Source organism: Paracoccus sp. (in: a-proteobacteria), from assembly GCF_030536915.1.
Taxonomy (GTDB): Bacteria; Pseudomonadota; Alphaproteobacteria; order Rhodobacterales; family Rhodobacteraceae; genus Paracoccus.
In genome coordinates, this window is record NZ_JAUNPC010000001.1 from 40363 (window position 1) to 66373 (window position 26011).

24 protein-coding genes, 1 tRNA gene and 1 pseudogene are annotated in these 26011 nt (G+C 67.6%); 10 read left to right on the top strand and 16 right to left on the bottom strand.

Annotated elements, in window-relative coordinates:
* The coding region (locus tag Q4F04_RS00205) for a hypothetical protein (protein WP_303367823.1) at nucleotides 1–445 on the top strand (445 nt) is incomplete at its 5' end.
* Nucleotides 446–449: 4 nt separating this feature from the next.
* Here the strand turns inward: Q4F04_RS00205 and selD are convergent.
* Nucleotides 450–1493 carry a selenide, water dikinase SelD gene (gene selD, locus Q4F04_RS00210; RefSeq protein ID WP_303367824.1) on the bottom strand — a complete coding sequence of 348 codons (1044 nt, stop codon included), beginning with the start codon at nucleotides 1491–1493 and terminating at the stop codon, nucleotides 450–452.
* A gap of 212 nt (nucleotides 1494–1705) precedes the next feature.
* Between selD and fdnG the strand changes: the two genes are divergently transcribed.
* The 7 genes from fdnG to Q4F04_RS00245 all read left to right on the top strand — a co-directional run bounded on the left by fdnG (nucleotide 1706) and on the right by Q4F04_RS00245 (nucleotide 10801).
* The gene (fdnG, locus tag Q4F04_RS00215; RefSeq protein ID WP_303367825.1) at nucleotides 1706–4783 is read left to right on the top strand and encodes a formate dehydrogenase-N subunit alpha; all 3078 of its coding nucleotides are present in this window, start codon (nucleotides 1706–1708) and stop codon (nucleotides 4781–4783) included.
* Nucleotides 4780–5790, top strand: coding sequence for a formate dehydrogenase subunit beta (gene fdxH, locus Q4F04_RS00220; RefSeq protein WP_303367826.1), 1011 nt, complete (start codon nucleotides 4780–4782; stop codon nucleotides 5788–5790). Before fdnG ends, fdxH begins: the two co-directional genes overlap by 4 nt.
* Nucleotides 5790–6476, top strand: coding sequence for a formate dehydrogenase subunit gamma (locus tag Q4F04_RS00225; protein ID WP_303367827.1), 687 nt, complete (start codon nucleotides 5790–5792; stop codon nucleotides 6474–6476). Before fdxH ends, Q4F04_RS00225 begins: the two co-directional genes overlap by 1 nt.
* 34 nt (nucleotides 6477–6510) lie before the next feature.
* Nucleotides 6511–7428 carry a formate dehydrogenase accessory protein FdhE gene (gene fdhE / locus Q4F04_RS00230; RefSeq protein ID WP_303367828.1) on the top strand — a complete coding sequence of 306 codons (918 nt, stop codon included), beginning with the start codon at nucleotides 6511–6513 and terminating at the stop codon, nucleotides 7426–7428.
* Complete coding sequence (selA, locus tag Q4F04_RS00235) at nucleotides 7428–8795, top strand: L-seryl-tRNA(Sec) selenium transferase (RefSeq protein WP_303367829.1); 1368 nt, start codon at nucleotides 7428–7430, stop codon at nucleotides 8793–8795. Before fdhE ends, selA begins: the two co-directional genes overlap by 1 nt.
* Nucleotides 8792–10705 (top strand): selenocysteine-specific translation elongation factor, encoded by a 1914-nt coding sequence (gene selB, locus Q4F04_RS00240; RefSeq protein ID WP_303367830.1) that lies wholly within the window; start codon nucleotides 8792–8794, stop codon nucleotides 10703–10705. Before selA ends, selB begins: the two co-directional genes overlap by 4 nt.
* Nucleotides 10706–10801, top strand: a tRNA-Sec gene (locus Q4F04_RS00245).
* A 48-nt stretch (nucleotides 10802–10849) separates the two neighbouring features.
* Here Q4F04_RS00245 and Q4F04_RS00250 read toward each other — a convergent pair.
* The 7 genes from Q4F04_RS00250 to Q4F04_RS00280 form a co-directional block, all read right to left on the bottom strand.
* The gene (locus tag Q4F04_RS00250; protein ID WP_303367831.1) at nucleotides 10850–11650 is read right to left on the bottom strand and encodes a hypothetical protein; all 801 of its coding nucleotides are present in this window, start codon (nucleotides 11648–11650) and stop codon (nucleotides 10850–10852) included.
* A 67-nt stretch (nucleotides 11651–11717) separates the two neighbouring features.
* Entirely contained in the window at nucleotides 11718–12302 is a 585-nt protein-coding gene (locus Q4F04_RS00255; RefSeq protein WP_303367832.1) for a hypothetical protein, read from the bottom strand.
* Entirely contained in the window at nucleotides 12299–13096 is a 798-nt protein-coding gene (locus Q4F04_RS00260) for an ABC transporter permease (RefSeq protein WP_303367833.1), read from the bottom strand. Before Q4F04_RS00260 ends, Q4F04_RS00255 begins: the two co-directional genes overlap by 4 nt.
* Entirely contained in the window at nucleotides 13093–13824 is a 732-nt protein-coding gene (locus tag Q4F04_RS00265; RefSeq protein WP_303367834.1) for an ABC transporter ATP-binding protein, read from the bottom strand. The genes Q4F04_RS00260 and Q4F04_RS00265 overlap by 4 nt, the downstream gene beginning before the upstream one ends.
* Nucleotides 13825–13885: 61 nt before the next feature.
* Complete coding sequence (locus Q4F04_RS00270) at nucleotides 13886–14443, bottom strand: hypothetical protein (RefSeq protein WP_303367835.1); 558 nt, start codon at nucleotides 14441–14443, stop codon at nucleotides 13886–13888.
* A gap of 22 nt (nucleotides 14444–14465) precedes the next feature.
* A complete protein-coding gene (locus tag Q4F04_RS00275; RefSeq protein ID WP_303367836.1) occupies nucleotides 14466–15425 on the bottom strand; it encodes a YVTN family beta-propeller repeat protein in 960 nt (319 codons plus the stop codon).
* Nucleotides 15426–15431: 6 nt separating this feature from the next.
* Nucleotides 15432–16580 (bottom strand): ABC transporter substrate-binding protein, encoded by a 1149-nt coding sequence (locus Q4F04_RS00280; RefSeq protein ID WP_303367913.1) that lies wholly within the window; start codon nucleotides 16578–16580, stop codon nucleotides 15432–15434.
* Between the two features lie 250 nt (nucleotides 16581–16830).
* On the opposite strand from Q4F04_RS00280, the gene Q4F04_RS00285 reads away from it, so the two are divergent.
* Both Q4F04_RS00285 and Q4F04_RS00290 read left to right on the top strand, forming a co-directional pair.
* Entirely contained in the window at nucleotides 16831–17376 is a 546-nt protein-coding gene (locus Q4F04_RS00285; RefSeq protein ID WP_303367837.1) for an SRPBCC family protein, read from the top strand.
* Nucleotides 17373–18305 (top strand): YncE family protein, encoded by a 933-nt coding sequence (locus Q4F04_RS00290; RefSeq protein WP_303367838.1) that lies wholly within the window; start codon nucleotides 17373–17375, stop codon nucleotides 18303–18305. The genes Q4F04_RS00285 and Q4F04_RS00290 overlap by 4 nt, the downstream gene beginning before the upstream one ends.
* Here the strand turns inward: Q4F04_RS00290 and Q4F04_RS00295 are convergent.
* The 8 genes and pseudogenes from Q4F04_RS00295 to Q4F04_RS00330 form a co-directional block, all read right to left on the bottom strand.
* Nucleotides 18302–18829 (bottom strand): rhodanese-like domain-containing protein, encoded by a 528-nt coding sequence (locus tag Q4F04_RS00295; RefSeq protein ID WP_303367839.1) that lies wholly within the window; start codon nucleotides 18827–18829, stop codon nucleotides 18302–18304. The two genes, Q4F04_RS00290 and Q4F04_RS00295, sit on opposite strands and share 4 nt — an antisense overlap.
* Nucleotides 18826–19644, bottom strand: coding sequence for a substrate-binding domain-containing protein (locus tag Q4F04_RS00300; protein ID WP_303367840.1), 819 nt, complete (start codon nucleotides 19642–19644; stop codon nucleotides 18826–18828). Before Q4F04_RS00300 ends, Q4F04_RS00295 begins: the two co-directional genes overlap by 4 nt.
* A 2-nt stretch (nucleotides 19645–19646) precedes the next feature.
* Entirely contained in the window at nucleotides 19647–20351 is a 705-nt protein-coding gene (locus Q4F04_RS15975; protein ID WP_368660691.1) for a c-type cytochrome, methanol metabolism-related, read from the bottom strand.
* 397 nt (nucleotides 20352–20748) lie between these two features.
* Nucleotides 20749–22545, bottom strand: a pseudogene (locus tag Q4F04_RS00310) (methanol/ethanol family PQQ-dependent dehydrogenase); the annotation flags it as partial.
* Between the two features lie 173 nt (nucleotides 22546–22718).
* Nucleotides 22719–23552 (bottom strand): S-formylglutathione hydrolase, encoded by an 834-nt coding sequence (fghA, locus tag Q4F04_RS00315; RefSeq protein ID WP_303367841.1) that lies wholly within the window; start codon nucleotides 23550–23552, stop codon nucleotides 22719–22721.
* Nucleotides 23549–24070, bottom strand: a complete 522-nt coding sequence (locus Q4F04_RS00320) for a GNAT family N-acetyltransferase (protein WP_303367842.1) — start codon at nucleotides 24068–24070, stop codon at nucleotides 23549–23551. Before Q4F04_RS00320 ends, fghA begins: the two co-directional genes overlap by 4 nt.
* A complete protein-coding gene (locus tag Q4F04_RS00325; protein WP_303367843.1) occupies nucleotides 24067–24714 on the bottom strand; it encodes an ATP-dependent Clp protease proteolytic subunit in 648 nt (215 codons plus the stop codon). Before Q4F04_RS00325 ends, Q4F04_RS00320 begins: the two co-directional genes overlap by 4 nt.
* 79 nt (nucleotides 24715–24793) lie before the next feature.
* Nucleotides 24794–25921: an S-(hydroxymethyl)glutathione dehydrogenase/class III alcohol dehydrogenase gene (locus tag Q4F04_RS00330; RefSeq protein WP_303367844.1), complete on the bottom strand. Its 1128-nt coding sequence runs from the start codon at nucleotides 25919–25921 to the stop codon at nucleotides 24794–24796.
* Nucleotides 25922–26011 lie beyond the last annotated feature (90 nt).

Here is a 26011-nt window from a genome sequence, read left to right on the forward strand (position 1 = left end):
AATGTTCAACGCCGCACGCCAGATGCGGATCGAGGAGCGTCCGGCGCTGCAATTCGCGGCGGTGGTGCTGCCGGCGCCGGAAGGCTGGACCGGCTGGGGACGGATGCGGGTCACGCCGCTGAACTACGGCCCGGTCGCGGCCGACCTGCGCCAGATCTGCCGCAACCTGCGGCTGGGCGGGCGCATCGTCTCGATGCTCGAGGTCGCAACATACGATGAGAAGACACAGACCGAGGTCTGGCCGCCTTCCCCGCGCGGTGGAAAGCACCATTGCTCGGACATCGCCGAATACCGGGTGCCGGCCGCCAGCGGCAGCGCGCCGGGCACGGTCTCTTTCGACGTGCTGATCCGCCCCGGCAAGGGCTTGGGCAAGCTCGGCTACAAGGTCAGGTACCGCTGGGCCGACCGGCCGGAGGAAATCCTGACCGGCATGGCCCAGCCCTGAGCCGTCAGACGACGGCGATGCCGCTGCCGTCTTCCACCCGGCCCACGACGGCGGAAAGCGGATAGCCCGCGTCCCGCAGCCGCCGGACCCAGGCATCCGCCGCTTCGGGGGCCACGGCCACCAGCAGCCCGCCCGAGGTCTGCGGGTCGGTCAGCAGGGCGCGCCGCCAGTCGGGCGTGTTCTGGGGCAGCGTCACCTCGGCCCCGTAGGCCGCCCAGTTGCGGGTCGAGGCGCCGGTGATGTGGCCCGCCTGCGCCAGTTCCTCGGCCCGCGCCAGCAGCGGCAGCGCGGCATGGTCGATCACCACCCTGGCGCCGGACGCCCGCGCGACCTCGAGCCCGTGGCCGAGGATGCCGAAGCCGGTCACGTCGGTGATGGCATGAACCGCCTCGTCCTCGGCCAGTTCCGGCCCGATCCGGTTCAGGATCGTGGCCGAGGCGATCATCTCGTCGATCCCCTCTTGGTCCAGCGCGCCCTTCTTGATCGCGGCGGAATAGATGCCGACGCCCAGCCCCTTGGTCAGGATCAGGCTGTCGCCCGGCCGCGCGCTGGCGTTGCGCCGCAGCTTTGCGGGGTCCACCAGCCCGATCACCGCCAGCCCGTAGATCGGCTCGGGCGAGTCGATGGAATGGCCGCCAGCGACGGGGATGCCGGCCTCGGCGCAGATCGAACGGCCACCGTCCAGGATCTCGCGGATCGTTTCCACCGGCAGCTTGTCGATGGGCATCCCCAGGATCGCCAGCGCCATGATCGGGCGTCCCCCCATGGCGTAGATGTCCGAGATCGCGTTCGTAGCCGCGATCCGCCCGAAGGCGCGCGGGTCGTCCACCATCGGCATGAAGAAATCCGTGGTCGCCATCACCGCCGTCTTTTCATCGATCTGCCAGACGGCGGCATCGTCCGCGGTTTCGGTCCCGACCAGAAGCTGCGGGAAGGCCTGCGCCACCGGCTGGTCGGCCAGCAACTCGCGCAGCACCGCGGGCGCAAGCTTGCAGCCGCAGCCGCCGCCGTGGGACAACTGGGAAAGGCGGATCGTGGGGACGTTCATCTCAAGGCTCCTTGCAACCTGTCGGGGATCGTCCTACCAGATTGCCCGGCCGAGTTCACGCCCCCCGGCCCACAGCGTCGGACAAACCCGGACCATGGCGATCAACATCGCTGTGATCACATGGCGCTGCATCCCCATTCAGGTTGACTCGGCGGACCATCGCATACAATATCGGTGGACCTATCTGATCGACAGGCAATAGGAGGGATCGAATGAACATCGACCTCTCACGTCGCGGCTTCCTGAAGCTGGCGGGTGCGGGAGTCGCGGCAACATCGCTGGGGGCCATGGGCTTCGGCGGGGCAGAGGCGGCGGAACTCGCGCATGTGCGCGACTTCAAGCTGGCCCAGACCACCGAAACCCGCAACACCTGCCCCTATTGCTCGGTTGCCTGCGGCATCATCATCTACGCCCGTCCCGATGACACCGGGCGCCGCCGGGTCGTCCATATCGAGGGCGACGCCGACCACCCGGTCAACCGCGGCACCCTGTGCCCGAAAGGCGCCGCGCTGCAGGGCTTCGTCAACGCGGAAACCCGCCTGACCGAGCCGATGGTCCGCCGTCCCGGTTCCGACCGGTTCGAGCCGATCTCGTGGGACGATGCCCTTGACCGCATCGCCCGCGCGATGAAGGACGACCGCGACGCGAACTTCCTGGCCACCAACGAGCTTGGCGTGCCTGTGAACCGCTGGACGACCGCGGGCTTCCTGGCTGCGTCGGCCACAACCAACGAGACGGCCTGGCTGACCTACAAGGTCGTCCGGTCCATGGGAATTGTAGGTTTCGACAACCAGGCGCGCGTCTGACACGGCCCCACGGTGTCCAGTTTGGGCCCGACCTTTGGCCGTGGAGCGATGACGAACTCCTGGACCGACATCAAGAATACCGACCTCGTGGTCGTCATGGGCGGCAACGCCGCCGAAGCGCATCCGTGCGGCTTCAAATGGGTGACAGAGGCCAAGCACCATCGCGGCGCGAAGCTTATCGTCGTGGACCCCCGGTTCACGCGCACGGCATCGGTGTCCGACTACTATGCCCCGATCCGTCCCGGCTCGGACATCGCGTTCCTCATGGGCCTCATCCGCTGGATGATCGAGAACGACAAGGTTCAGTGGGAATACGTCAAGGCCTTCACCAACGCGTCCTTCCTCGTGAAGGAGGAGTTCGGCTGGTCCGACGGGCTTTTCACCGGCTATGACGAGGAAAAGCGCGACTACGACAAGTCGAGCTGGGATTACCAGATCGGCCCCGACGGCTATGTGCTGACGGACCCGACCTTCCAGCATCCGCGCTGCGTCTGGAACCTGCTGAAAGCCCATGTGGACGTCTATACGCCCGAGATGGTGGAACGCATCACCGGCACCCCTCAGGACCGCTTCCTGAAGATCGCCGAGATGATCGGGGAATGCTCTTCGCCCACGAAGACCATGACCTCGATGTATGCGTTGGGCTGGACCCAGCATTCCAAGGGCGCCCAGAACATCCGCGGCATGGCGATGCTGCAGTTGATCCTGGGCAACATCGGGGTGCCGGGCGGGGGGATGAACGCGCTGCGCGGGCATTCCAACATCCAGGGCCTGACCGACCTCGGGCTGATGTCGAACCTGATCCCCGGATACCTGAACATCCCGACAGAAAAGGAACCCGACTGGGATACCTACATGAAGTCGCGGGCCTTCAAGCCGCTGCTTCCGGGTCAGACCAGCTACTGGCAGAACTATCCCAAGTTCATGGTCTCGTGGATGAAGACCATGTGGGGGGATGCGGCGCAGGCGGACAACGACTGGGCCTATCACTACCTGCCCAAGCTGGACGTGCCGGCCTATGACATGCTGCGAATGTTCGAACTGATGGACCAGGGGAGGGTCAACCTCTACTTCTGCCAAGGGTTCAACCCGTTGCTGGCCCTGTCCAACCGCAACAAGAACACCTCGGCGCTGTCCAAGCTGAAGCTGCTGGTCGTCATGGACCCGCTGGAGACGGAAACGGCCCGGTTCTGGGAAAACCACGGCGCCTACAACGACGTGGACCCGTCCCAGATCCAGACCGAGGTGATCCAGCTTCCGACCTCGTGCTTTGCCGAGGACGAGGGCGCGCTGGTCAACTCGGGCCGCTGGCTGCAGTGGCACTGGAAGGCTGCCGACAGCCCCGGCGAGGCGATGAACGACGTCTGGATCATGTCGCAGATCTTCCTGCGGATGCGCGAACTTTACCGCACCGAGGGCGGGGCCTTCCCGGACCCGATCCTCAACCTGACCTGGCCTTATGCCGACGAGCACGAGCCCAATCCGCACGAGCTTGCCCGCGAGATGAACGGAAGCGCGCTGGCGGATGTGTTCGACCCGGCCGACCCGACGCGGCTGCTGACCGCGGCGGGCCAGCAGGTCAAGTCCTTCGCGGAACTGCGCGATGACGGCACCACGGCCTCGGGCTGCTGGATCTATTCCGGCTGCTACAACGAGGATGGCAACAACATGGCGCGGCGGGACAATTCCGACCCCAGCGGCATGGGTGTCCATCAGAACTGGGCATGGGCTTGGCCGCTGAACCGGCGGACGCTGTACAACCGGGCCTCGGCCGACCTCGAAGGCAAGCCCTGGGACCCCTCGCGTCCGATCATCGCCTGGAACGGCGAGCGGTGGGAAGGGAACGACATTCCCGACATCTCGCCGACCGCCAAGCCGGGTGAGGTGATGCCGTTCATCATGAACCAGGAAGGCGTTTCGCGCCTGTTCAGCCGGGGCATGATGCGCGACGGGCCGTTCCCGACCCACATGGAGCCCTTTGAAAGCCCTGTGCAGAACGTCTTCAACGCCAGGATGCGGGGCAACCCGGTGGCGCGGATGTTTGAAAGGGACGTGGCCGAACTGGGCAACTCGGACGAGTTCCCCTTCGTCGCGACCAGCTACCGCCTGACCGAGCACTTCCACTACTGGACCAAGCACAACAAGGTGAACGCCTCGTTGCAGCCCGAGTTCTTCGTCGAGATCAGCGAACAGCTGGCCGCCGAGAAGGGCATCGAGCGCGGTGGCCGGGTGCGTGTCTGGTCCAAGCGGGGCGAGGTCTGGGCCAAGGCGCTGGTCACCAAGCGGATCAAGCCGATGATCTGCGACGGCAAGCCCGTCCATGTGGTCGGCATCCCGCTGCACTGGGGCTTTGTCGGGGCGGCGAAGAAGGGATGGGGGCCGAACAGCCTGACGCCCTTCGTCGGTGACGCCAATATCGAGACGCCGGAGTTCAAGGCGTTCCTCGTCAACATCGAACCTGCCGTCGGGGAGGCCGTGTCGTGACCACATCACCCAACATGGACAGTCCCCGCACGGCGGTGGCGAACCCGCCGACCCAGCCCATGCCCGCCAACCTCGGCCAGGGGGACGTGATCCGTTCCTCGGCCGGGGGCCCGGTCGCGGAAAGCCCGCGGCCGCTGACCGAGGTCGCCAAGCTGATCGACGTCAGCAAGTGCATCGGTTGCAAGGCGTGCCAGTCCGCCTGCGTGGAATGGAACGACACCAACCCGGAGATCGGGTCGAACTTGGGGATCTACGAGAACCCGCTTGACCTGACGCCCGAGATGTACACGCTGATGCGGTTCGCCGAATACGACAACCCGGAAACCGGGGACTTCGAATGGCTGATCCGCAAGGACGGCTGCATGCATTGCACGGAACCGGGCTGCCTCACGGCCTGCCCGGCCCCCGGCGCCATCGTGCAGTATTCCAACGGCATCGTGGATTTCATCAGCGAGAACTGCATCGGCTGCGGCTACTGCATCTCGGGCTGTCCCTTCGACATCCCGCGGCTCAGCCCGACGAAGCATGTCGTCAAGAAATGCACGCTCTGCTCTGACCGCGTGGCGGTGGGCCAAGGTCCGGCCTGCGCCAAGGCCTGCCCGACCCAGGCGATCACCTTCGGCACCAAGGAGGACATGAAGTCCCTGGCCGCCGAACGGATCGAGGACCTGAAGTCGCGCGGCTACGACAACGCCGGTCTCTATGACCCGGCGGGCGTGGGCGGGACGCATGTGATGTATGTGCTGCATCACGCCGACAAGCCGGCGATCTACAACGACCTGCCGGAAGACCCGAAGATCTCGGACGTGGTGCAGAACTGGAAGGGCCCGACCAAGCCCGTCGGCATCGCCGCCGTTGGTCTTGCGGCGGTGGGCGCGGCCGCGATGGCGCTGTTCCACCGTGGCAACAAGGTCAGCCATGAGGACGAGGTCGAGGCGCGCGAACTGGTTCAGGAAGAACTGGCCGCCGCCCCGGTGGCACGGCCCGATGACCGGGGGAACGCCTGATGGTGGAACCGAAGTTCTCGGAACCGACGGACGCCATCGTCGCGATGGAGCCGGTGGAGGTGAGGCGCTACGTCACCTTCACCCGCATCAACCACTGGTTCACCGCTCTCTGCTTCATCACGCTGATGCTGTCGGGCTTTGCGCTGTTCCACCCGTCGCTGTTCGGGCTGACGGCCCTGTTCGGCGGCGGGCAGAACACCCGCTGGCTGCATCCCTTTGTCGGCATCGCCCTGTCGATCAGCTTCTTGGGGATGTTCGTCCAGCTTGTGCATCTGAACATCATCCGGCGCGAGGATCTGGTCTGGACCCGCAACATCAAGGATGTGATCACGGGCCATGACGAGCGGCTGCCCGAGCTTGGCAAGTACAATTTCGGGCAGAAAAGCGTGTTCTGGGGGATGTTCTGGCTGATCCTCGTGCTGCTGATCACCGGGGTAATGATGTGGTACCAGTATTTCCCCGACATCGTGTCGGTGGAAACGCGGCGCTTGGCGATCTTCGTCCATTCGGTCTCGGCGGTGCTGATCGTGCTGGTCTTCATCCTGCACATCTTCGCGGCACTGTGGACGCGCGGCACCCTGCGGGCGATGACGCGCGGCACCGTCACGGGCGGCTGGTCCTGGCGCCACCACCGGAAATGGCTGCGGGAACTGGCTAGACGTCAGGGCGCGAAACCGGCAGAGTAAGCCTTTGGTGGCCGGTCCGGCCCGAGGAGGCGCCATGTCCGACAGTATCCAAGCTCAACCCGACATGATCGGCGGCGTCCCAACGCCGCCGCTCGCCATTCTGCCAAAGCCTGCACGGTTGTTCACCCAGCGTGCCGAACGCTTCGATCGGCTGGCCGAAGGCTCGAACCTTTCCCCCTATCTTCTGTTCCTCGCGGCGCTGTGCCGCGTGCAGGCACGGCTGGCCGATGGCCTGCCTCCGCCGCAGGCGCTGCCCGAGGACCGCATCGCCATGGCCCGCGCCGCCCGGATGCCGCCGCTCGACCGTCACGCCTTGATCGACGATCCGGCCCTGTCCAAGACGCTGGACGCGCTGGTCGGGGCCGCGCGCGAGATCGAGATGCCGGCGCAGGCGAAGCTGGCTCTGGACGCGCTGGCCGCCGCCACGCCCGAGGACCGGCGCTGGCTGGTATCCAACATCATGGACGACGTGGTGCCCGAAGACAGCACCGCCCCGCATCTGTTCGTGGCCGCTGCCGTGCAGGTCCACATGGCGCGGCTTGCCGCCGGGCTGGATGCCGATCAGCTTGTCGCCATCCGCACCGGCGTCTGCCCCGCCTGCGGCGGCAAGCCCGCAAGCTCGATCATCACCGGGGTCATGGGGGCCGAAGGTACCCGCTATGCCGCCTGCGCCTGCTGCCAGACCCTGTGGAACGAGGTGCGGGTCAAGTGCCTGTCCTGCGGTTCCACAAAGGGCATTGCCTTCCAGGCGGTGGACGACGGCACGGGCGAGGCGCAGGTCAAGGCCGAGACCTGCGACGAATGCGAATCCTGGGTCAAGCAGATGGCCCAGAACAGAAACCCTGCGCTGGAACCTATCGCCGACGATGTGGCCAGCCTTGGGCTTGACGCGCTGATGCAGGGCGGCAAGTGGCGCCGGGCCGGGTTCAACCCTTTCCTCATCGGCTACTGATGCAGGGGCTGCGGTCCCTGCCCTCGGTCGATCGCCTGCTGTCCTCGCCCGAGGGGCAGGCGCTGGTCGCACGCCATGGGCGCGTGCTCGCAACCGATGCGCTGCGGGCCGCGCTGGAAACGGCGCGGGAAGCCCTCCGCCAAGGGGGCGCGGCACCTGACGGGGCCGCGATTGCGTCCCGCGCAGCCGAGGTGCTGGAGGCCGGCGCGCAAAGCGCCCTGCGCCCGGTGCTGAACCTGACCGGCACGGTCCTGCACACGAACCTCGGCCGCGCCGTGCTGGCCGAGGCCGCTATCGAGGCCGCGAGCGCCGCGATGCGCGCGCCCGCCGCGCTGGAGTTCGACCTTGCCACCGGCCGGCGCGGCGAACGGGACGCGCTGGTCGCGCCGCTCATCTGCGAACTCACGGGCGCCGAAGCCGCCACGGTCGTCAACAACAATGCCGCCGCCGTGCTGCTGGTCCTGAACGCGCTGGCCGAGGGGCGCGAGGCCATCGTCTCGCGCGGCGAACTGGTGGAAATCGGCGGCGCCTTCCGCATCCCCGACATCATGGCCCGCGCGGGCGTCCGGCTGGTCGAGATCGGCACCACCAACCGCACTCATCCACGCGACTACCAGAATGCGGTCACGCCGGACACGGCGCTGATGATGAAGGTCCATCCCTCGAACTACCGGATCGAGGGTTTTACGGCCTCGGTCCCGGCCCCTGAGGTCGCGCGGATGGCCCGCGAGGCGGGTGTGCCGATGCTGAACGACCTGGGGTCCGGCACGCTGGTCGACATGACGCGCTGGGGGCTGCCCGCCGAACCGACCGTGCGGCAGGCGGTGGCCGAGGGGGCGGACATCGTCACCTTCTCGGGCGACAAGCTGCTGGGCGGGCCGCAGGCGGGCTTTATCGTCGGCCGTGCCGACCTGATCGCCCGGATCAACCGCAACCCGCTGAAACGGGCCCTGCGTCTGGACAAGATCCGCCTTGCCGCCATTGAATCCACGCTGCGGCTTTACCGCGACCCCGACCGGCTGGCCGAGCGGCTGCCGACCCTGCGGATGCTGACCCGCCAGCGCGACGAGATCACGGCGCAGGCGCAGCGGCTGCTGGCGCCGGTTGCAGCGATGCTGCCGGAGTATCACGTGGCGGTGGTGGACTGCTCCAGCCAGATCGGCTCGGGTGCGCTGCCGGTGGAAACCCTGCCTTCGGCGGCGCTGGCTTTCACGGGTGACACGGGCGATGCGCCGGAACGGCTGGCCGCGCGGCTGCGCGCCCTGCCCCTGCCGGTGATTGGCCGCATCCGCGATGGGGCGCTGCTTCTCGACCTGCGCTGCCTGCCCGATGACGGCGCGCTGCTGGGGGCCTTGGCGACGCGATGATCGTCGGGACGGCGGGGCATATCGACCATGGCAAGACGGCGCTGGTCCGGGCGCTGACCGGAGTTGATGCCGACCGGCTGGCCGAGGAAAAGGCCCGCGGCATCACCATCGAACTGGGCTTTGCCTATGCCGACCTCGGCACGGGCGGGATCACCGGCTTCGTGGACGTGCCGGGGCATGAACGCTTCGTCCACACCATGCTGGCCGGCGCAGGCGGCATCGACCTTGCCCTGCTGGTGGTAGCCGCCGACGACGGGGTAATGCCGCAGACGCGCGAACATCTGGCGATCCTCGACCTGCTGGGCGTCCACCGCGGCATTGTGGGCTTGAGCAAGGCGGACCTTGCCGACCCGGCCCGCCGCATCGCCGTCACCGCCGAGATCGAGGCTTTGCTGGACGGCACGGGGCTGGAAGGCGCGCCGGTCATCCCCGTCTCGACCCTCACCGGCGAAGGGATCGAGACCCTGCGCGCGGCGCTGGCCGAAGCCGAGGCCGAGACCACGGCGCGGGCCGAGGATGCGCGCTTCCGCCTTGGCGTGGACCGCAGCTTCATCCTGAAGGGCGCAGGCACGGTGGTCACCGGCACGGTGCTGTCGGGCCGGATCGCGATTGGCGACACCGTGGCGATCTCGCCGCAGGGGCTGACAGCGCGAGTGCGGGTGATCCATGCGCAGAACCAGCCGGTTCAGGTCGGCGTGGCGGGCCAACGCTGCGCCCTGAACCTTGCGGGTGAGGGCATCGGGCGCGAGGCGATCCATCGCGGCGACATGGTGCTGGACCCCGCGCTGCACGCGCCGACCGAGCGGATCGACGCCAGCCTGCGGGTGCTGGGGTCCGAGCCGCGCGCGATCGGAACCTGGTTTCCCGCCCGCCTGCACAGTGGCGCGGCCGAGGTCGGCGCCCGCGTCGTGCCGCTGGAAGGTCCGCTGCCGCCGGAGTCCGAGGGCCTGGTGCAGCTTGTGCTGGACCAACCCATCGCAGCGGCGGTGGGCGACCGCTTCATCCTGCGTGACGTGTCCGCCCGGCGCACCATCGGCGGCGGCGCCTTCCTCGACCTGCGCGCCCCTGCCCGCCGCCGCCGCACGCCCGAGCGGCTGGCGCAGCTTGAGGCAGCCGCCCGTCCCGATCCGGCCGAGGCGCTGCAGGCCATGCTGGCAGCGCCCCCTTACGTGGTCGATCTGACGGCCTTCCTGCGCGACCGCGCCCTTGGCCCCGACGAGGCAAAGCGCGTGACCGAAGGCGTCACCGTGCTGGACTCGGGCGCCGCAAGGGTCGCCCTGTCGCCGCTGACCCACAAGGGGCTGGTGGCGGGGATGCTGGACGCCCTTGCCCGCTTTCACGAGGATGCGCCCGAGATGCAGGGCCTGGGGCGCGAAAGGCTGCGGCTGGCGCTGACCCCGCGCCTGCCGAAAGAGGCCTTCGCTGCCTTCGTGACCGAGCGGATCGCGGCGGGCGACATCGTGGCAGAAGGGGCCTTCCTGCGCCTGCCCGGCCATGTCGTGCGGCTGTCCGAGGAGGACGAGGCGCTTTACGCCCGCATCCTGCCCGAACTGTCGGGCGAGGCGCGCTTCCGTCCTCCGCGCGTCCGTGACATGGCGACCGAATGGGACGTGCCCGAGGCCGATGTGCGCCGCGTGCTGCGGATGGCGGCGCGGCAGGGGCGGGTGGACCAGATCCGCAACGACCATTTCTTCCTGCGCCCGACCACCGCCGAGATGGTCCGCATCATCGCCGACATTCAGGCACAGGCCGCGGATGGCTGGGTCACGGCGGCGGCCTTCCGCGACCGGTTGCAGAATGGCCGCAAGGTCGCCATCGAAATCCTCGACTTCTATGATAGGCAGGGAGTCACCTTGCGCCGCGGCGATCTGCGTCGCATCAATCCCCATCGCGCCGATCTTTTCGGCTGAGGAGGAGAATCGTCCCCGGTGGGGCGGCCGGACTTCAAATCCGGTTGGGGCAGCGCGCCTGTCCCGGGTGGGTTCGACTCCCATTCTCCTCCGCCAGATGCGAAAGGCCCCGCCGATCCGGCGGGGCCTTGTCATTCGCGCGCCTCAGCCCCGCAGGTCAAGGCCGCGCGCGGTCGGCGGCTGCCAGGTCTTGGATTCGGGCACAGCACCCGCCGTGTTGGTCCCGATCTGCGAGCCGCCCAAGCCCCCTGTCCAGCCCGTCGAGCCTGCGTTGCCCGGCGCAGTGCCGTCGCCAGTGGCGCGGTCGGGCGTGGTGGCGGCAGTCGCCACACCTTCGTCCGCCTCGGCCGAGCCGGCGGTGGACTGGTCCGAGGGCGGGTCGATGGCTGCCGCCGCCTCGGTTCCTGCGGGCACCGTGCCCTGCGCCGTCTCGATCGGTGGCGTGTTGCTGGTGGCGAGCGCCTCGGCCGCGGTCATATCGCCCGGCGCCGGGGTGGTCATCGCCTGCACAGTGGTCTGCGGCATTGCCGTCTGCGCCGGCTCGACCGGCACGCCGGCGACCGTGGGGGTCGGCTGGGTCGAGGTGGTGGCGGTGTTGACGGTCTGCGCGGCCTCGACCACCGGCGCGGGGGGCGGGGTGTAGTCCGAGGCCACCGCGCGGGCGGCGATCGGCGCAGGGATATGGGGATCGTTCACGGGAACGGGCGTGAACTGCGGCGCCGCCGGTTCTGCAGCAGCAGTTGCCGCAGGAGTCGCTGCGGGCGTCGTTGCCGCGGCGGAATCCCGGGCAGGCGCGGTCGCTGCAGGCGCCGCGGTCGTGGCGGCGGGTGCCGCGGTCGCCGGGGCCTCTGTCGGCACAGGGGTTCCGGTGGGCGCCGTCTGGGCCAGCGCGGGGCCGGCCGTCAGCAGGGCTGCAAGGAAAAGGACGGGGATGCGCTTGGTCATCTGCTGGCTCTTTCAGGCTGATCCGGTTCAACCCAGACTATCACCGGGGGTTCCAGCCGTCACCGGCTCATTGCGGAAGATGCGCCGCGATGGCCCGCCCCAGCGCAAACAGCCGCTGTTCCATGATGACCGGCGTCTCGCAGACATAGGTCAGGCTCTGCTGGCGGTCGGTGAAGACGCGCATGTCCCAGTCGAGCGCCTCCTCCTCGGCATCGATGGTGTCGAAGTCGGGCGGGTCGGCGGCTTGCAGTTCCGCCATGCGGGCGCGGCGGGCTTCGACCCGATCGGCCAGCGCCACCTGCTTGTGGCCATAGCGCGAGATACCGCCCATGATCGCCGACCGCTGCGCGTCGATGCGCTGGAACACCGCCTGCATCAGCGTGGCGAGCGTTCCGGCGTCCTTTCCCTGCGCAAAGGCGTCGATGGCGGCCGTTGCTTCCTCGACCGGCATCCGGCGCTGCGCCAGCCTTTCAGCCAGCGCGGCGATCTCGGGCGTCTCGGCCGCGTTCTCGGGTGGGAGGGGGCCGGTCCAGACCTGTCCCAGAGACAGGTTCGGCTGGCGGCCCTGGATGCAGGGCCAGTCTGGCGTGGGCGTGAAGGCATGGGCCGGCGCGGCCGCCAGCGCCGCGAGCAGCATGAGAAAGCGCATCATCCCCCCTTTCGCCGGACCCCGATCCCGCGGCCCGGATCATACATCATGACCGCGCCGCCGAAGAACAGCGCAAGACAGCCCAGCACCACCCCAAGGGACAGCCAGTTGACCTGAAGGTAAAGGGCAAAGCGGATCAGTTCCACCGCATGGGTGAAGGGGTTGAAGCGGCAGATGTCGTAGAGAAGGACCGAGGATTCCCGCATCCGCCACAGCGGGTAAAGCGCCGAGGAGGCGAAGAACATCGGGAAGATGACGAAGTTCATGACCCCGGCGAAGTTTTCCAGCTGCTTGATGGCGGAGGACAGGAACAGCCCCATCGCCCCCAGCATCAGTCCCGACAGCACCAGCGCGGGCAGGACCGCGACGAGGCCCCAGAGCGGCGGGTGGATGCCCCAGACCCAGGCGATCAGCAGAAAGGCATAGACCTGGATGATCGAGACGATCACCCCTGCCACCAGCTTGGACCCCAGCAGGAACCAGCGCGGGAAAGGACTGACCAGCAGCGTCCGCATTGCCCCGGTTTCCCGGTCGTAGACCATGGTCAGCGAGGATTGCATCCCGTTGAACAGCTGGATCATCGCGCAGAGGCCGGGCGTGACATAGACCTCATAGAGGACGTAGGTCTGATAGGGCGGCGTGATCGACAGGCCCAGGACCGCCCGGAAGCCCGCCGCGAAGATGAACAGCCACACCAGAGGCCGCACCAGCGCCGCGAGGAAGCGGCCGCGCTGGTTGATGAAGCGCAGAGTCTCGCGCCGACTGATGCCGGCAAAGGCAGTGGTCCAGCCGCTCATGCCTGCACCCCGGTCAGGTCGAGGAAGGCGCGGGTGAGATCGCCCGCCGCTGCGGCAGCGGCTTCGCCTGCGGTGCCGGTGAACAGGACGCGACCGCGGTGCAGGATCACCAGACCGTCCGAGGGGTTGATCTCGTCGAGGATATGGGTGGCCCAGAGCGCCGAGACCTGCTGATCGGCGATCAGGCGGCGGGTCAGGGCCAGCACCTCGGCGCGGGATTTCACGTCGAGCCCCACCGTCGCCTCGTCCAGCAGCAGAAGCTGAGGCGCATGGATCAGGGCGCGGGCGATCTCGGCCCGGCGCACCTGCCCGCCAGAGAGGGCCGAGACCCGGACACGCTCGCGGTCGGCCAGATCGACCTGGGCCAGCACCTCGGCGATGCGGGGCCGTGCCTGGGCGCGGCTGATGCCGTGCAGGGCCGCGTGATACATCAGGTTCTGCTGCACCGTCAGGTCGGCATCCAGCGCGCGGGACTGGAAGACGACGCCCAGCCGCCGCAGCGCCTCGGTCGGTTGGCGGCGCAGGTCGTGGCCCGCGACCTCGATCGTGCCCGAGCGATTGGCGTAAAGCCGCGTCACCAGGTTGAACAGCGTGGACTTCCCCGCCCCGTTCACGCCCAGAAGCGCGGTGAAGCCCCCGCGCGGGACCGTCAGCGACACGTCATCCAGCGCCCGGACAGGGCCGAAGCTGTGGCTGACATTCCGGACGAGAAGCGCAGGCGTGGTCATGGGCCGGGACGGAAGAACTCGGGCGGCCATCGTGACGACGGCCGCCCTGCCGTCAAGGCTCTCAGCGGATGTTGAACACCGCCTGCTGGCTTTCGCCCGACGAGCCGGGGATCGACAGGGTGTAGCGGCCGGGCTGGATCGCGATGAAGCTGATCAGCGCCTCGCCCGCCGCGTCGAACTCGATCGAGTGGACGCCCATGGGACGGATCTCGATGTCGTTGATGACGACCTCGTTGATCCAGATGGCACGGAAGAAGTCGCCGCCGGACAGCGCAAGCTCGGCGCTGCCGTCGGCCACGATGGGCAGGCGGTAGAAGCCGCCCGACTGCAGCGCATATTCCTCGGCGGCGACCGGCTGCCCCGAGGCGAGCGTCAGCGGCGCCAGATCGGCGCGGTTCGACCGCGTCATGATCCCCGAGGGGCCATAATCATGGTGCTGGATCTGGGTCAGGGGCGCAGCGGCTTCCTCTGCCTCGTCGTCATCATCCTCGCCTTCCGCCTCGGGTGCCGCCTGCGCGGACTGCGGCGCGTCGGCGGCAGGCTCGGCGGGCGCGGTCTGGCTTAGCGCGGGCGTGCCGAGCAGGGCCGCCAGCATGGCGACGGTCAGCAATCTGGTCATGTCTCTCTCCCTTGATGGTTGATCAGTTCGGCGCGACGACGACGCCCCAGGGCTGCTGGCCCACGGGGATCGACTTGACCGCCGTATTCGTCGCCACGTCGATCACCGTGACGTCGTTGGAATTGCCGTTGGTCGTGTAGAGATGCTTCTGGTCCGGCGTGAAGCCCAGCTGCCAGACCCGCTGGCCGACGAGGATGTAATCCGTCACCTCGAACGTGTCGCCATCGACCACCGCGACCCGGTTGGCCGGGCCAAGAGCCACGAAGATCTTCTTGCCGTCCGCCGTGACGCGCACGCCGACGGGCTGGATGGCTTCGGGCAGGACGCCGGGGATCTCGAAGCTGATCTTCCTGGTGATTTCCTGCGTGGCCGGGTCGATCACGCTGACCGTGCCGCCGATTTCCGAACTGACGAACAGGCGCGAACCGTCGTCCGAGAACTGGGCAAAGCGCGGGCGGCTGTCCACCAGCACGTTGGCGGTGATCTCGTAGGTTTCGGTATCGATGAAATGGGCCATGTTCGTCGTCTCCGACGTGTTGATGACCACCTTTCCGTCGGGCGAGACGCCCATCCCTTCGGGTTCCACCCCCACGGGGATCTCGGCCAGAACTCTGTGGGTCTGGGTATCGACCACGGTCACGAGGTTGTCGTCCTCGTTGGCGATGTAAAGCGGGTTGCCCGAGGGGTGCAGCACGAACAGTTCCGGGTCGGGTCCCGAGGGCAGCGTGTGCATCTCCTCCATCGTCTCGGGGTCGAAGACGCGCACGAGGTTGTCATCCGAGGCGCAGACGTAAAGCTCCGTCCCGTCCGGGCTGATGGTGATGCCGCGCGGGCGGTTGCCGACCGGGTAATGGCCCAGAACCTCCAGCGTGTCGCCGTCGATGACGGTGACATCATTGCCCTTTTCGTTCGATACATAGACCTTGTTGGCCAGAGCGGGCGTGGCGACGGTCAGCAGCAGGATGGCGAGTGCGTGTCTCATGGTCCCTCAGAAGGTGCAGGCGGTTTCGGGGCGGTCGATGCCCAGGGTGTCCAGCGGGCTGGTCTGGTGCAGGTATTCGTCCTGCGGGCTGACGCTGGTGGTCAGCAGCCCGGTCGTCAGCAGGATCGGCTGGCGCAACTGGTGGTCCCAGTCGCGGACCGTCAGCTTCTGGCCCTTGAAGCCCGCGATCTGGAAATCGGGCGACAGCATGAAGTCGCGCAACTCGGCGGGATCGGCCGAGCGGGTCTGGGTCGCGGCCTCGCCCACCATGCGCAGGGCGAGCCAGGTCTGGTAATCCTCCTCGCGCATGGGGCGGTTCGCCAGCCGCTCGAAGCGGTTCTGGAACTGGGTGGCGCCCCAGGCCTCAAGCGCCGGATGCCAGCTTCGGGGAACAAGGCCCGCCGAACCCGCGACAAGCCGTGCGTCCCAAGTGTGATAGGGCATGTAGCCTGCGAAGACGCCATGCTCGTCGGCGGTGATCATGATGTCGTAGTCGGGCGCGCGTTGGGTGAAGACCGGAAGCTGCGCCTGCACCTGCACATGGCCCGAATCGGTGGACCGCGCGCCTCCGGTGTCGGTGAACTCGCGTTCCTCGACGACCTGCGCGCCGAACTTGGTGGCGGCGCGGCGGTATGCCTCGGCCAAGGCCAGATCCTCGGGGTGGCTGCCGTGGACGAGGAACCAGCGCGGCCAGCGCTTCCACATCAGGAACTGCGCCAGTCCGTCGGCCAGCATTGCGTGGCTGGGGGCGGTGTGGATGACATTGGCGCGGCACTGCTCGCCCCGCAGCGCATCGCCGCGGGCGGCGGCGTTGAACACCAGCGCGCGGTCGCCGGCCTGATCGGCAAGCGCCACGGTCGTCGCATCGTCGGTCAGCAGGACGACGAACTGGATGCCCTCGCCCAGCAGCCGGTCGAGTTCCGCCCCCGCAGTCTCTGGGGTGGCCGCAACCTCGACCGCGTCGAAATCCTGCCCCATGAAGCGGCCGGTGGTGTCGTTGTCCTCGATCGCAAGGCGCGCGCCCGCGAAGCCGATATCCTCGGGCGGCAGTTCCAGCCGCGAGATCGGCGGCAGCTCGGGCGTATCGACGCGCAGCACGGCCGCGCGGATCAGTTGCGGCTCGGACTGGGCCGGCGCTTGCGCCAGCGCCGGCATTGCCGAAAATGCCAGCAGCGCCAGCGCCGCGAGGGAAACGGGTGAACGCATGGACTCCTCCTCCGGCCTGCAGTCTTGGGGCGGGAAGCCGCCAATGCAACCCGCCAAACCTTCCCCCGCCGCTTGCCGAACTTGCCTGCCACCTTCGGCTAATGGACGCGCGGCGCGACGCGCTTAAGCTGCGCGCCACAGGCCGCGCGCATTCCGCCTTGGCAGGCGACCGCGGCACGATCCATCAGGAGAAACTTGCATGAAATCCGTTCTCGCGCTGGCCGCCGCCGCGACCCTGGTCGTCTGCGGCGCCGCGCAGGCGCATGGTCCCGTGCGCCTCAAGCTGGAACTGTCCGAAACGCTGGACGCCACCCCCGACGAGGTCTGGGCCGAGATCGGCCGCTTCGACGACATGTCCTGGCATCCGGCGGTCGCGCGGACCGAACTGACCTCGGCCGATGCCACCACGCCCGACGCCTCGGCCCGCGTCCTGCACCTGAACGCCGGGGGCAACCCGACGATCACCGAGCAGTTGACCAAGTGGCAGCCCGAAAAACGCTGCTACGCCTACATGATCACCCAAGTGGAGGTGACGGTTCTTCCGGTGACGAACTATGCCTCGACGCTCTGCGTGAAGGACGCGGGCGGCAAGGCCGAGGTGGTCTGGAAGGGCGGCTTCTACCGCGGCTATCCCAACAACGACCCGCCGCCCGAGTTGAACGACGAGGCGGCGATGACGGCCGTCACCGGCATCTATCGCGCCGGCCTTGACGCGCTGGTGGAAAAGCACGGCCGGGCGCAGTGATCCGGGCCGCTGCGGCCGGGCTGCTGGCGTTTGCCGCGGCGGGTGGCGCTGCAGGGGACATCGCCTTCGTCACGGCGCAGAGCGCGAATGAAGTCGCGATCGTCGAACTGGACAGGGGCAGGGTCCGGGCGGTGGTTTCCGTGCCGGGCGCCCCCGCGCCGGTCGCCTATGACCCGGCGCGGGGACGGGCTGCGATCATCGCGGCCGAAACGGGCGAGTTGACGCTGCTGGACACGGGCGGTGCGGTTCTGGGGCAGGTGGGCTTGGGTGAAGGCGCCTTCGGTGTGGCCTTTGCGCCGGATGGCGATCTGTTGGTGGCGGACTGGTACGGGGCGCGGCTGAGGCGGCTCGACCCCACGGGCAAGCGCGAGATCTGGTCCGCATCCACGGGCAAGGCCCCGGCCGGCGTGGCCTTGTCGGATGATGGCCGGATCGTGGCGGTGGCGGATCGCGACGATGACCGGGTGTCGGCCTTCGATGCGGCAACGGGGCAGGCGGTGTGGAAGGCAGGGACCGGCAGCCATCCCTATGCCGTGGCCTTCCATGACGGACGCTTCTGGACGACCGACGTGCAATCGCGCAGCGTGACGGTGCTGGATGCCGCGACCGGGGCGCGGATCGGCAGCGTGGCGACAGGCGATCACCCCTATGGCGTGGCTTTCGCGGCAGGCAGGGGCTTCGTCACCGATCAATACGCAGGGACGGTGACGGTGTTCGACCCGGCTTCGCTGGAAACCCTCGGCAGCATTGGAATCGGGGATTACCCGGAAGGCATCGCGGCCCTGTCGGATGGCCGCCGCCTTGCGGTCGCAAGCTGGGACAGCGACGAGTTGTCGATCATCGACGGCGAGACGCTGGCTATCGAGCGGGTCATCGACGTGCCATCCGGTCCCCGCTCCTTCGGGCTGTTCGTGGGACCGGACCGTTAAGGCGCCGAGGCGGGGACCAAGTCCTCGCCGTCTGCCAGCCAGGCGTCGGTGCCTTCGGGAAGCCAGCCCACGCGGGTGTGGCCGCGCAGCACGGCGCGCTTGGCGGCGTTCCAGCTCATCCAGCAATCGGCCTTGCAGAAGAAGACCAGCGGCGTGGCCCTGTCGCCTCGGGTCAGGCGGTCGAGTGCCGCGAAGAACGCCGCCTCGGTCTCGGGTGCAAGCCGGTCATAGCCGGTATCCGGCAGCCAGACCGCGCCGGGGATAGTGTAATGCGAGGGCTGCCGCCACAGCGTGCCTTCGGACAGGTTCCCGGGCTTGCGGACCTGCGGCATCACGTCGATCAGCACCGCCCCTTGCGCGCGCCAGTCCTGCAGTCCGGCGAGGTCCAGCACGCTTGCCCCCGCCAGCGTGGCCGGGACCGGCGCTCGGTAAGGTTCGCCGTGAAAGCCCTGCGGCTCGGGCGGGGCGGCCATGGTGGGGCTGGCCAGCATCGCAAGCGCCAGCCCCGCCACAAGCCGGTTCATGGCAGCAACTGCTGGCCGTAGTCGTCCACCAGCGGAACGCCGGCCTCGTGCAGGATGGCGTTGATCTCATCCTGGTTGCGGCGGATCAGGCTGTTCAGTTCCCGCTTCCATTCCTGGTCGCTGGGACGGACGCCCATGGTGATGCGGAAGAAAAGCTTCGGTCCCCCTTCTTCGTGCAGAAGCGGGGTAAACTGCAGATCGGGGTCGGCCTTGACCAGCGGTCCGGCCAGCGGACCCCACAGCACGGCGACATCCAACGTGCCGTCATGGACGCCCTTGAGCATGTCGCCGACCGGATCCTCGACCCGCCGGTCCACGAACAGGTCCCAGCCACGCATGTCCTTGGCCAGCCCTGCCCGCGCCATGTGGGACGCGGGCGGCGTGCCCGCGACCACGCCGAGGTCACGCCCCTTCAGCGCCGGGTCGGTCAGGCGGTCCACGCCCGCCAGCTCGCCACCCTTGCGGGTCACGATCCCATAGACCGAGGTGTAGTAGTGGTTCGTGTTCTGGACCAGCTCATCGCCCTGGGCAAAGCCGATCACCACGTCGCAGTTGCCGTCCAGCAGCGTCTTGCGGATGAAGCCCATCCCCTGCGGGAACCAGAAATACTGCAGCGGCAGGTCCAGCCGATCCGCCAGCAATTCAGCGATGCGGTTCTCGAACCCGCTGCCGTCCTTGGACGACATCGGCACCGCCGCCGGATCGGCGCAGACCCGCAGCGCCGTGGTCGAGCGCAGGTCGGCGACCTGCGCCCCGGCGGCACCGGCAAGAACCGCCAGGGCCGCCGCCAGCCGCAGGATGCGGATCGGACGCATCGTCAGCCGTCCATGCAGGACGATTCCTGCGCGGCGAACTCGTCGGACTTGTCGGCGCGATTGGCGGGGCGGCCACGGGGAATCGCCTCGGTGCCACGGGCGATCAGATAGACGTAGATGTCATCCACATAGCACCAGACGTTCCGGTTGGTGCCGAAGGCCGGCATGACCTGGTTGGCCGCGTTGTTCACGTTATAGATGCCCGAGGCCACGGCCTCCTGGTACTGGTAGTAGTCGATCCGGTGGATGACCGAATCCTTCAGGGCCGGGGCATAGGTCGAACCCTCGCCATCCGGGCCGTGGCAGACGTGGCATTCAGCGTGATAGCGGCGGTAGCCCGAGAAGGTCGCGTAATCCACGACGCCATCCTGGATATTCGGGACAGGGATGCCCTCGGCATTGTACCAGCGGCCGTTTTCCATGTGATCGGCAGTCAGGTCCAGCCCCGGCAAGGTCGGCTTGATGACGCCGACGGTCTGGCCGCCCGCCACCTGCCCCTCGCCCGTGGCAACGGCGGAACCGGCGGCGTTGGCGCGCATCTCGACCGAGGTGGCGCCTTCGGGAATCGGGGTCGAGGAACCGCGGTTCGGCTGTGCAGTCTCGGTGGTGGTCCCGGTGGCGGGCGTCTCGGTGGCCGTTTGCGCGAAGGCGGTGGTGGCGAACGCAAGGCTTATCGCCAGCGCGCGCACGGTCGTCGTTGCGATCATAGGTCTTCTCTCTCCCCTTGGTGCCCCATCCATGAAGATGGAAGCGCCCCGAGGTTATCCCCGGGGCGAAGTTGTCATAGTCACACTTTCGTATTGGCTGGACGTCAGGTCAGTTCGACGGTGCAGGTGCCGCCTCGCCACCGGCCGCATCTGCCGCAGGTTCCATCGGCACACCGCCGGTCGCGGTGGACTTGCCGGCGCCCAGGCCTTCGGCCGGGGCCGAGGGGTCGGAGGGCGCGGGCACCACCGCCGCCGGGTCGGCGGCACCGGCGCCGGTCGCGGCCTCGCCGCCTGCGGCCTGTGCCGCCGCCGCGTCGGGCGTGTCCCCGGCTGCATCGGGCGCATCGCCGCCGGCAGGCGCCGCCGGGATGTCCGCCTGCGCGGTGCGGGTGTCGCCCGGCAGTTCGAACACGGTCAACTGGCCGCCAAGCTCGGTGAAGTCCGACAGCGCGGCATAGCCGCCGACCGCGCCCAGGCCCTCGTTCGGGTTGGTCAGGCCAGCGGCAAGGCCGATCCCGGCCCAGCCGCCCACGCCCGACAGCACCCCGATATACTGCTTGTCGTCATGGGTGTAGGTCATGACGTTGCCGATGATCCCGGAAGGCGTCTTGAAGCGGTAAAGCTCTTCCCCGGTTTCCGCGTCGATCGCCTTCAGATAGCCTTCCAGCGTGCCGTAGAAGACCACGTCACCAGCGGTCGCCAGCGCGCCGGACCATACCGAGAAGCGTTCCGGCAGCGACCACTTGATCTCGCCCGCGACGTTGTCCCAGGCGATGAAGTTGCCCATGCCGCCATGGCTGTCCGGCGCGGGATACATCGACAGGGTGGCGCCGACATAAGGCTGACCTGCGGTATAGGCCACGCGGAAGGGTTCGTAGTCCATGCAGACGTGGTTCGTCGGGACATAGAACAGGTTGGTCTTGGGCGAGAAGGCGGCCGGCTGCTGGTCCTTGGTGCCGAGGGCGGCGGGGCAGATGCCGGTGGTGTTCTCATCCTCGCCGTTCTGGGCGGTCGAGTATTCGGCCACGACCTGCGGGCGCCCATACTGGTCGCTGTTGGGGTCCATCTCAACATGGGTGGCCCAGTTGACCGCGGGGTCGAACTTTTCGGCCACCAGCAGTTCGCCCGTTTCGCGGTCCATCGTGTAGCCGAAGCCGTTGCGGTCGAAATGGGTCAGCAGCTTGCGCTGGGTGCCGTTGAAGTCCTGGTCGGTCAGGATCATCTCGTTGACGCCGTCATAGTCCCATTCGTCATGGGGCGTCATCTGGTAGAACCACTTGGCCATCCCGTCGTCGGGATCGCGGGCCATGATGGTCATCGCCCACTTGTTGTCGCCGGGCCGCTGCGACGGATTCCAGGTCGAGGGGTTGCCGGTGCCGTAGTAGACCAGGTCGAGATCGGGGTCATACGAGAACCAGCCCCAGATCGGGCCGCCGCCGATCTTCCACTGGTCGCCTTCCCAGCTGTCCAACGAGCTGTTCTCGCCGATCGGCTTGCCCAGGTGGGTGGTGTTCTGGGGATCGACCAGCATCTCTTCGTCGGGACCCGTGGAATAGGCCTTCCAGGCCTCGGTGCCGTCGGCGAGGTTCAGCGCGGTCAGGCGCCCCCGCACGCCGTATTCGCCGCCCGAGATGCCGACCATGACCTTGTCCTTGACCGGCATGACGGTCGCCGTCAGCGTCTCGCCGATAGCCGGGTCGCCGATCTTGGTGGCCCATTTCTGCTCGCCCGTCTTGGCGTCCAGCGCCACCACGGTGGTATCGGCCTGCGACAGCAGGATCATCCCGTCGGCATAGGCGAGGCCGCGGTTGACGGTATCGCAGCACATGACCGCGATCACCTCGGGGTCCTGCTGCGGTTCATAGCGCCACAGGATCTGGCCGTCGTTGGCCAGGTCCAGCGCGAAGACGTTGTTCGGGAAGGGCGTGTGGACATACATGATGCCGTCGATCACGAGGGGCGCGCCCTCGTGCCCGCGCAGGACGCCGGTCGAGAAGGTCCAGGCCACCCGCAGGTCGCCGACATTGTCCCGGTTGATCTGGTCGAGCGGCGAATAGCGGGTGTTGGCGTAGTCGAGCGTCTGGATCGCGTATTGGCCGGGATCGGCAATGGCCTGTTGGACGCTGTCATTGGCCAGGATGGCCGAACTGGACAGCAGAAGCGCCGCACCGGCGCCGGTCAGCGTGAGTTTCATCGTCTCCCTCCCCTTTGTGCCAGCGCCGTTCGAAAGCGGCGCGGGCTTGAGAGAGAGTTCCCGCCCAAATCCGATACGTCAACGGCTTAGAACGAGGCTAGCCGGAAAGTCTTAGTGATTTTGGCAGGCGGACGGGAAAGTTCGGCAATCCCGCCGGGTGGGATGAAGGAAAATCAGCCCAGCCGCTCGGCGTGCCACAGGACATGGTCGGCCATGAAGGTCTGCACGAACCAGTAGCTGTGGTCGTAGCCCGGCTGCATCCGCAGCCAGCCGGGCTGGCGACGCGCCGCCATTGCTTGGGCCAGCGATTCGGGCTTGAGCAGGTCAAGGAACTGGTCGCTGCCACCCTGGTCGATCAGGATCTCGCCGGGATAGCCCTTTTCGGTCATCAGAAGAGTGGAGTCATGCGGGCGCCAGCTATCGCGGTCCTCACCCAGATAGGCGGTGAACTGCTTGCGGCCCCAATCCGATTCGGTCGGATTGGCAATCGGGGCAAAGGCCGAAAGGCTGCGGTAGCGGTCGGGATGGGTCATGGCGATGGTCAGCGCCCCGTGGCCGCCCATCGAGTGCCCGGTGATGCCCTGCGCATCGCGATCCAGCGCGAAGTTCTCGAAGACGACGCCGGGCAGTTCGTCCACGATATAGTCCCACATGCGGAAATGCGGCTTCCACGGGTCCTGCGTTGCGTTGACATAGAAGCCCGCCCCTTGGCCGAGGTCATAGGCCTCGTCATTTGCGACGCCCTCGCCGCGGGGCGAGGTGTCGGGGAAGACCAGCCCGATCCCGGCCTCGGCCGCCGCCTGCTGGGCGCCCGCCTTGGTCATGGCGTTCTCATGGGTGCAGGTCAGGCCCGAGAGATACCACAGCACCGGGACCGGGCCATAGTCGGCGGCGGGCGGCAGGTAGACGGCAAAGGTCATGTCGGTGCCGGTCGCCTGCGACTTGTGGCGATAGACGCCCTGGGTGCCGCCGAAGCTGCGGTTCTCGGACAGGGTTTCTAGGGTCACGTTTCGGCTCCTTCAGTCAGGTCGTGATACATCACCAAGGCATCGACATAGCCCTGCGCGGGGTGAAGAAAGGCTTTGGGCAGGCGGCCGACAATGGCAAAGCCGGCCTTCTGCCACGAATGGACGGCATCGGCGTTGGTGGCGACGACGAAGTTGAACTGCATCGCCCGAAAGCCCCGCGCCCGCGCCCAGTCCTTGGCATCGGCAACCAGCACCGCTGCCACGCCGAGGCCGCGCACGGCGGGTGCCGTGGCGAAGCTGGCATTGGCAACGTGGGACGCCCCACCGGGGCGGTTGCGGCCTACATGGCTGGTGCCGAGGACACGGCCCCCGGCCTCGGCCACGAAAACGGTGAAGGGGGCGGCGAACCAGTCGGCCAGTGCCTCCTCGCGCGGGATGTCGCGCGGGATGCAGTAGGTCTCGCCCGCACGATAGACGGGTTCGAGGATCGCCCAGATCGCGTCGTGGTCTGCAGGGGTGGCGGGGCGGATGCGGACATCCGCCCGGTCAGAGGTCATTTCAGGTCGTCCATGCTGCGGATAACCTTGCCCAGCAGACCGTAGTCCAAGGCTTCCTGCGTGTTCAGCCAGAAGTCGCGCTGGGTGTCCTTCTCGATCCGCTCGACCGGCTGGCCGGTGGCGTCGGCGAAGATCTGGTTCAGGCGGTCGCGCATCAGGCGCACCTGTTCCGCCTGGATCATCATGTCCGTCGAGGTGCCGCCGATCCCGCCCGAGGGCTGGTGGATCAGGAAGCGGGTGTTGGGCAGGCAGAAGCGGTTTTCCCGTTCCGCGCCCACGAAGATCAGCGCGCCCGCGGAGGCCACCCAGCCCGAGCCGATGGTGCGCACGGTCGGACGGATGAACTTGATCACGTCATGGATCATGTCGCCCGATTCGACATGGCCGCCGGGCGACGAAATCAGGACGTTGATCGGCTTGTCGCTGTCCTCGGCCAGCGCCAGCAGGTGCGAGACGGTGCGTTGCGCCAGCTTGTCGTTGATGGTGCCCGCGACGATCACCGTGCGCGACTGGAAATACAGCTTGTCGATCGAGGGGCTTTGCGGAAGGCCCAGATCCTCGCCCTTCTGGCGATCCTCGCGGGGCTCGTCCTCTTCCTCGTCGTCGTCATCATCAAGGCGGTGGGGCGGGAAGGGGCGCAGCATGGGATCATCCTTTTTCGGCATTGCGGCGGGACGCTCGGTCCGGGCCCCGCCGCAGTCTTACCTAAGCATCCCTGAAGGATCAGTAAATGACGACCGACCGGATGGATTCACCGGCGTGCATCAGGTCGAAGCCCTTGTTGATGTCCTCGAGCTTCAGGGTGTGGGTGATCATGGGGTCGATCTCGATCTTGCCGTCCATGTACCAGTCCACGATCTTCGGCACGTCGGTCCGCCCGCGGGCGCCGCCGAAAGCCGAGCCTTTCCAGACGCGGCCGGTGACAAGCTGGAAGGGCCGGGTCGCGATCTCGGCCCCCGCGGGCGCCACGCCGATGACGATGGACTGGCCCCAACCGCGGTGGGCCGATTCCAGCGCCTGGCGCATGACATTGACGTTGCCGGTGCAGTCGAAGGTGTAATCCGCGCCGCCGATCTGGTCGAAGGGCGTCTTCGTCATGTTGACGATTTCCTGGACGACGTTCTCGACCTCTTTCGGGTTGATGAAATGGGTCATGCCGAACTTTTCGGCCATCGGCTTCTTGTCGTTGTTCAGGTCCACGCCGATGATCATGTCGGCGCCGGCAAGCCGCAGGCCTTGGATCACGTTCAGCCCGATCCCGCCTAGGCCGAAAACAACTGCTTTCGCCCCGATCTCCACCTTGGCGGTGTTGATGACCGCGCCGATGCCGGTCGTCACGCCGCAGCCGATGTAGCAGATCTTGTCGAAGGGCGCGTCCTCGCGGACCTTCGCCACCGCGATTTCCGGCAGCACGGTGTAGTTCGAGAAGGTCGAGCAGCCCATGTAGTGGTGGATCGGGGTGCCATCCAGCATCGAGAAGCGCGAGGTGCCGTCCGGCATCAGGCCCTGGCCCTGGGTCGCCCGGATCGCCGTGCAGAGGTTGGTCTTGCCCGACAGGCAGGAAGCGCACTGGCGGCATTCGGGGGTGTAAAGCGGGATCACATGATCGCCCGGCTTGACCGAGGTGACGCCGGCGCCAACCTCGACCACCACGCCCGCGCCCTCATGGCCGAGGATCGCGGGGAAGATGCCTTCCGGGTCGTCGCCCGAGCGGGTGAATTCGTCGGTGTGGCAGATGCCGGTGGCCTTGATCTCGACCAGAACCTCGCCGGCTTTCGGGCCTTCAAGGTTCACTTCCATGATTTCCAGCGGTTTGCCGGCTTCCAGCGCGACGGCGGCACGAGTTCTCATCAATCTCTCCTTGGGTTCCGGCCGTCAGGCCGGGTGTCATGCCGAAAGGGCCGGCAAAGGCCGGCCCTTCGGGGGCTTGGATCAGGCGGC

What these genes read in the sequence shown, in the direction of transcription:
- selD (WP_303367824.1), bottom strand. Translation starts at nt 1,493, where the DNA reads ATGAACGTCCCCACGATCCGCCTTTCCCAGTTGTCCCACGGCGGCGGC.
- Q4F04_RS00225 (WP_303367827.1), top strand. Translation starts at nt 5,790, where the DNA reads ATGGTGGAACCGAAGTTCTCGGAACCGACGGACGCCATCGTCGCGATG.
- fdhE (WP_303367828.1), top strand. Translation starts at nt 6,511, where the DNA reads ATGTCCGACAGTATCCAAGCTCAACCCGACATGATCGGCGGCGTCCCA.
- selA (WP_303367829.1), top strand. Translation starts at nt 7,428, where the DNA reads ATGCAGGGGCTGCGGTCCCTGCCCTCGGTCGATCGCCTGCTGTCCTCG.
- selB (WP_303367830.1), top strand. Translation starts at nt 8,792, where the DNA reads ATGATCGTCGGGACGGCGGGGCATATCGACCATGGCAAGACGGCGCTG.
- Q4F04_RS00250 (WP_303367831.1), bottom strand. Translation starts at nt 11,650, where the DNA reads ATGACCAAGCGCATCCCCGTCCTTTTCCTTGCAGCCCTGCTGACGGCC.
- Q4F04_RS00255 (WP_303367832.1), bottom strand. Translation starts at nt 12,302, where the DNA reads ATGATGCGCTTTCTCATGCTGCTCGCGGCGCTGGCGGCCGCGCCGGCC.
- Q4F04_RS00260 (WP_303367833.1), bottom strand. Translation starts at nt 13,096, where the DNA reads ATGAGCGGCTGGACCACTGCCTTTGCCGGCATCAGTCGGCGCGAGACT.
- Q4F04_RS00265 (WP_303367834.1), bottom strand. Translation starts at nt 13,824, where the DNA reads ATGACCACGCCTGCGCTTCTCGTCCGGAATGTCAGCCACAGCTTCGGC.
- Q4F04_RS00270 (WP_303367835.1), bottom strand. Translation starts at nt 14,443, where the DNA reads ATGACCAGATTGCTGACCGTCGCCATGCTGGCGGCCCTGCTCGGCACG.
- Q4F04_RS00275 (WP_303367836.1), bottom strand. Translation starts at nt 15,425, where the DNA reads ATGAGACACGCACTCGCCATCCTGCTGCTGACCGTCGCCACGCCCGCT.
- Q4F04_RS00280 (WP_303367913.1), bottom strand. Translation starts at nt 16,580, where the DNA reads ATGCCGGCGCTGGCGCAAGCGCCGGCCCAGTCCGAGCCGCAACTGATC.
- Q4F04_RS00285 (WP_303367837.1), top strand. Translation starts at nt 16,831, where the DNA reads ATGAAATCCGTTCTCGCGCTGGCCGCCGCCGCGACCCTGGTCGTCTGC.
- Q4F04_RS00295 (WP_303367839.1), bottom strand. Translation starts at nt 18,829, where the DNA reads ATGAACCGGCTTGTGGCGGGGCTGGCGCTTGCGATGCTGGCCAGCCCC.
- Q4F04_RS00300 (WP_303367840.1), bottom strand. Translation starts at nt 19,644, where the DNA reads ATGCGTCCGATCCGCATCCTGCGGCTGGCGGCGGCCCTGGCGGTTCTT.
- Q4F04_RS15975 (WP_368660691.1), bottom strand. Translation starts at nt 20,351, where the DNA reads ATGATCGCAACGACGACCGTGCGCGCGCTGGCGATAAGCCTTGCGTTC.
- Q4F04_RS00320 (WP_303367842.1), bottom strand. Translation starts at nt 24,070, where the DNA reads ATGACCTCTGACCGGGCGGATGTCCGCATCCGCCCCGCCACCCCTGCA.
- Q4F04_RS00325 (WP_303367843.1), bottom strand. Translation starts at nt 24,714, where the DNA reads ATGCTGCGCCCCTTCCCGCCCCACCGCCTTGATGATGACGACGACGAG.
- Q4F04_RS00330 (WP_303367844.1), bottom strand. Translation starts at nt 25,921, where the DNA reads ATGAGAACTCGTGCCGCCGTCGCGCTGGAAGCCGGCAAACCGCTGGAA.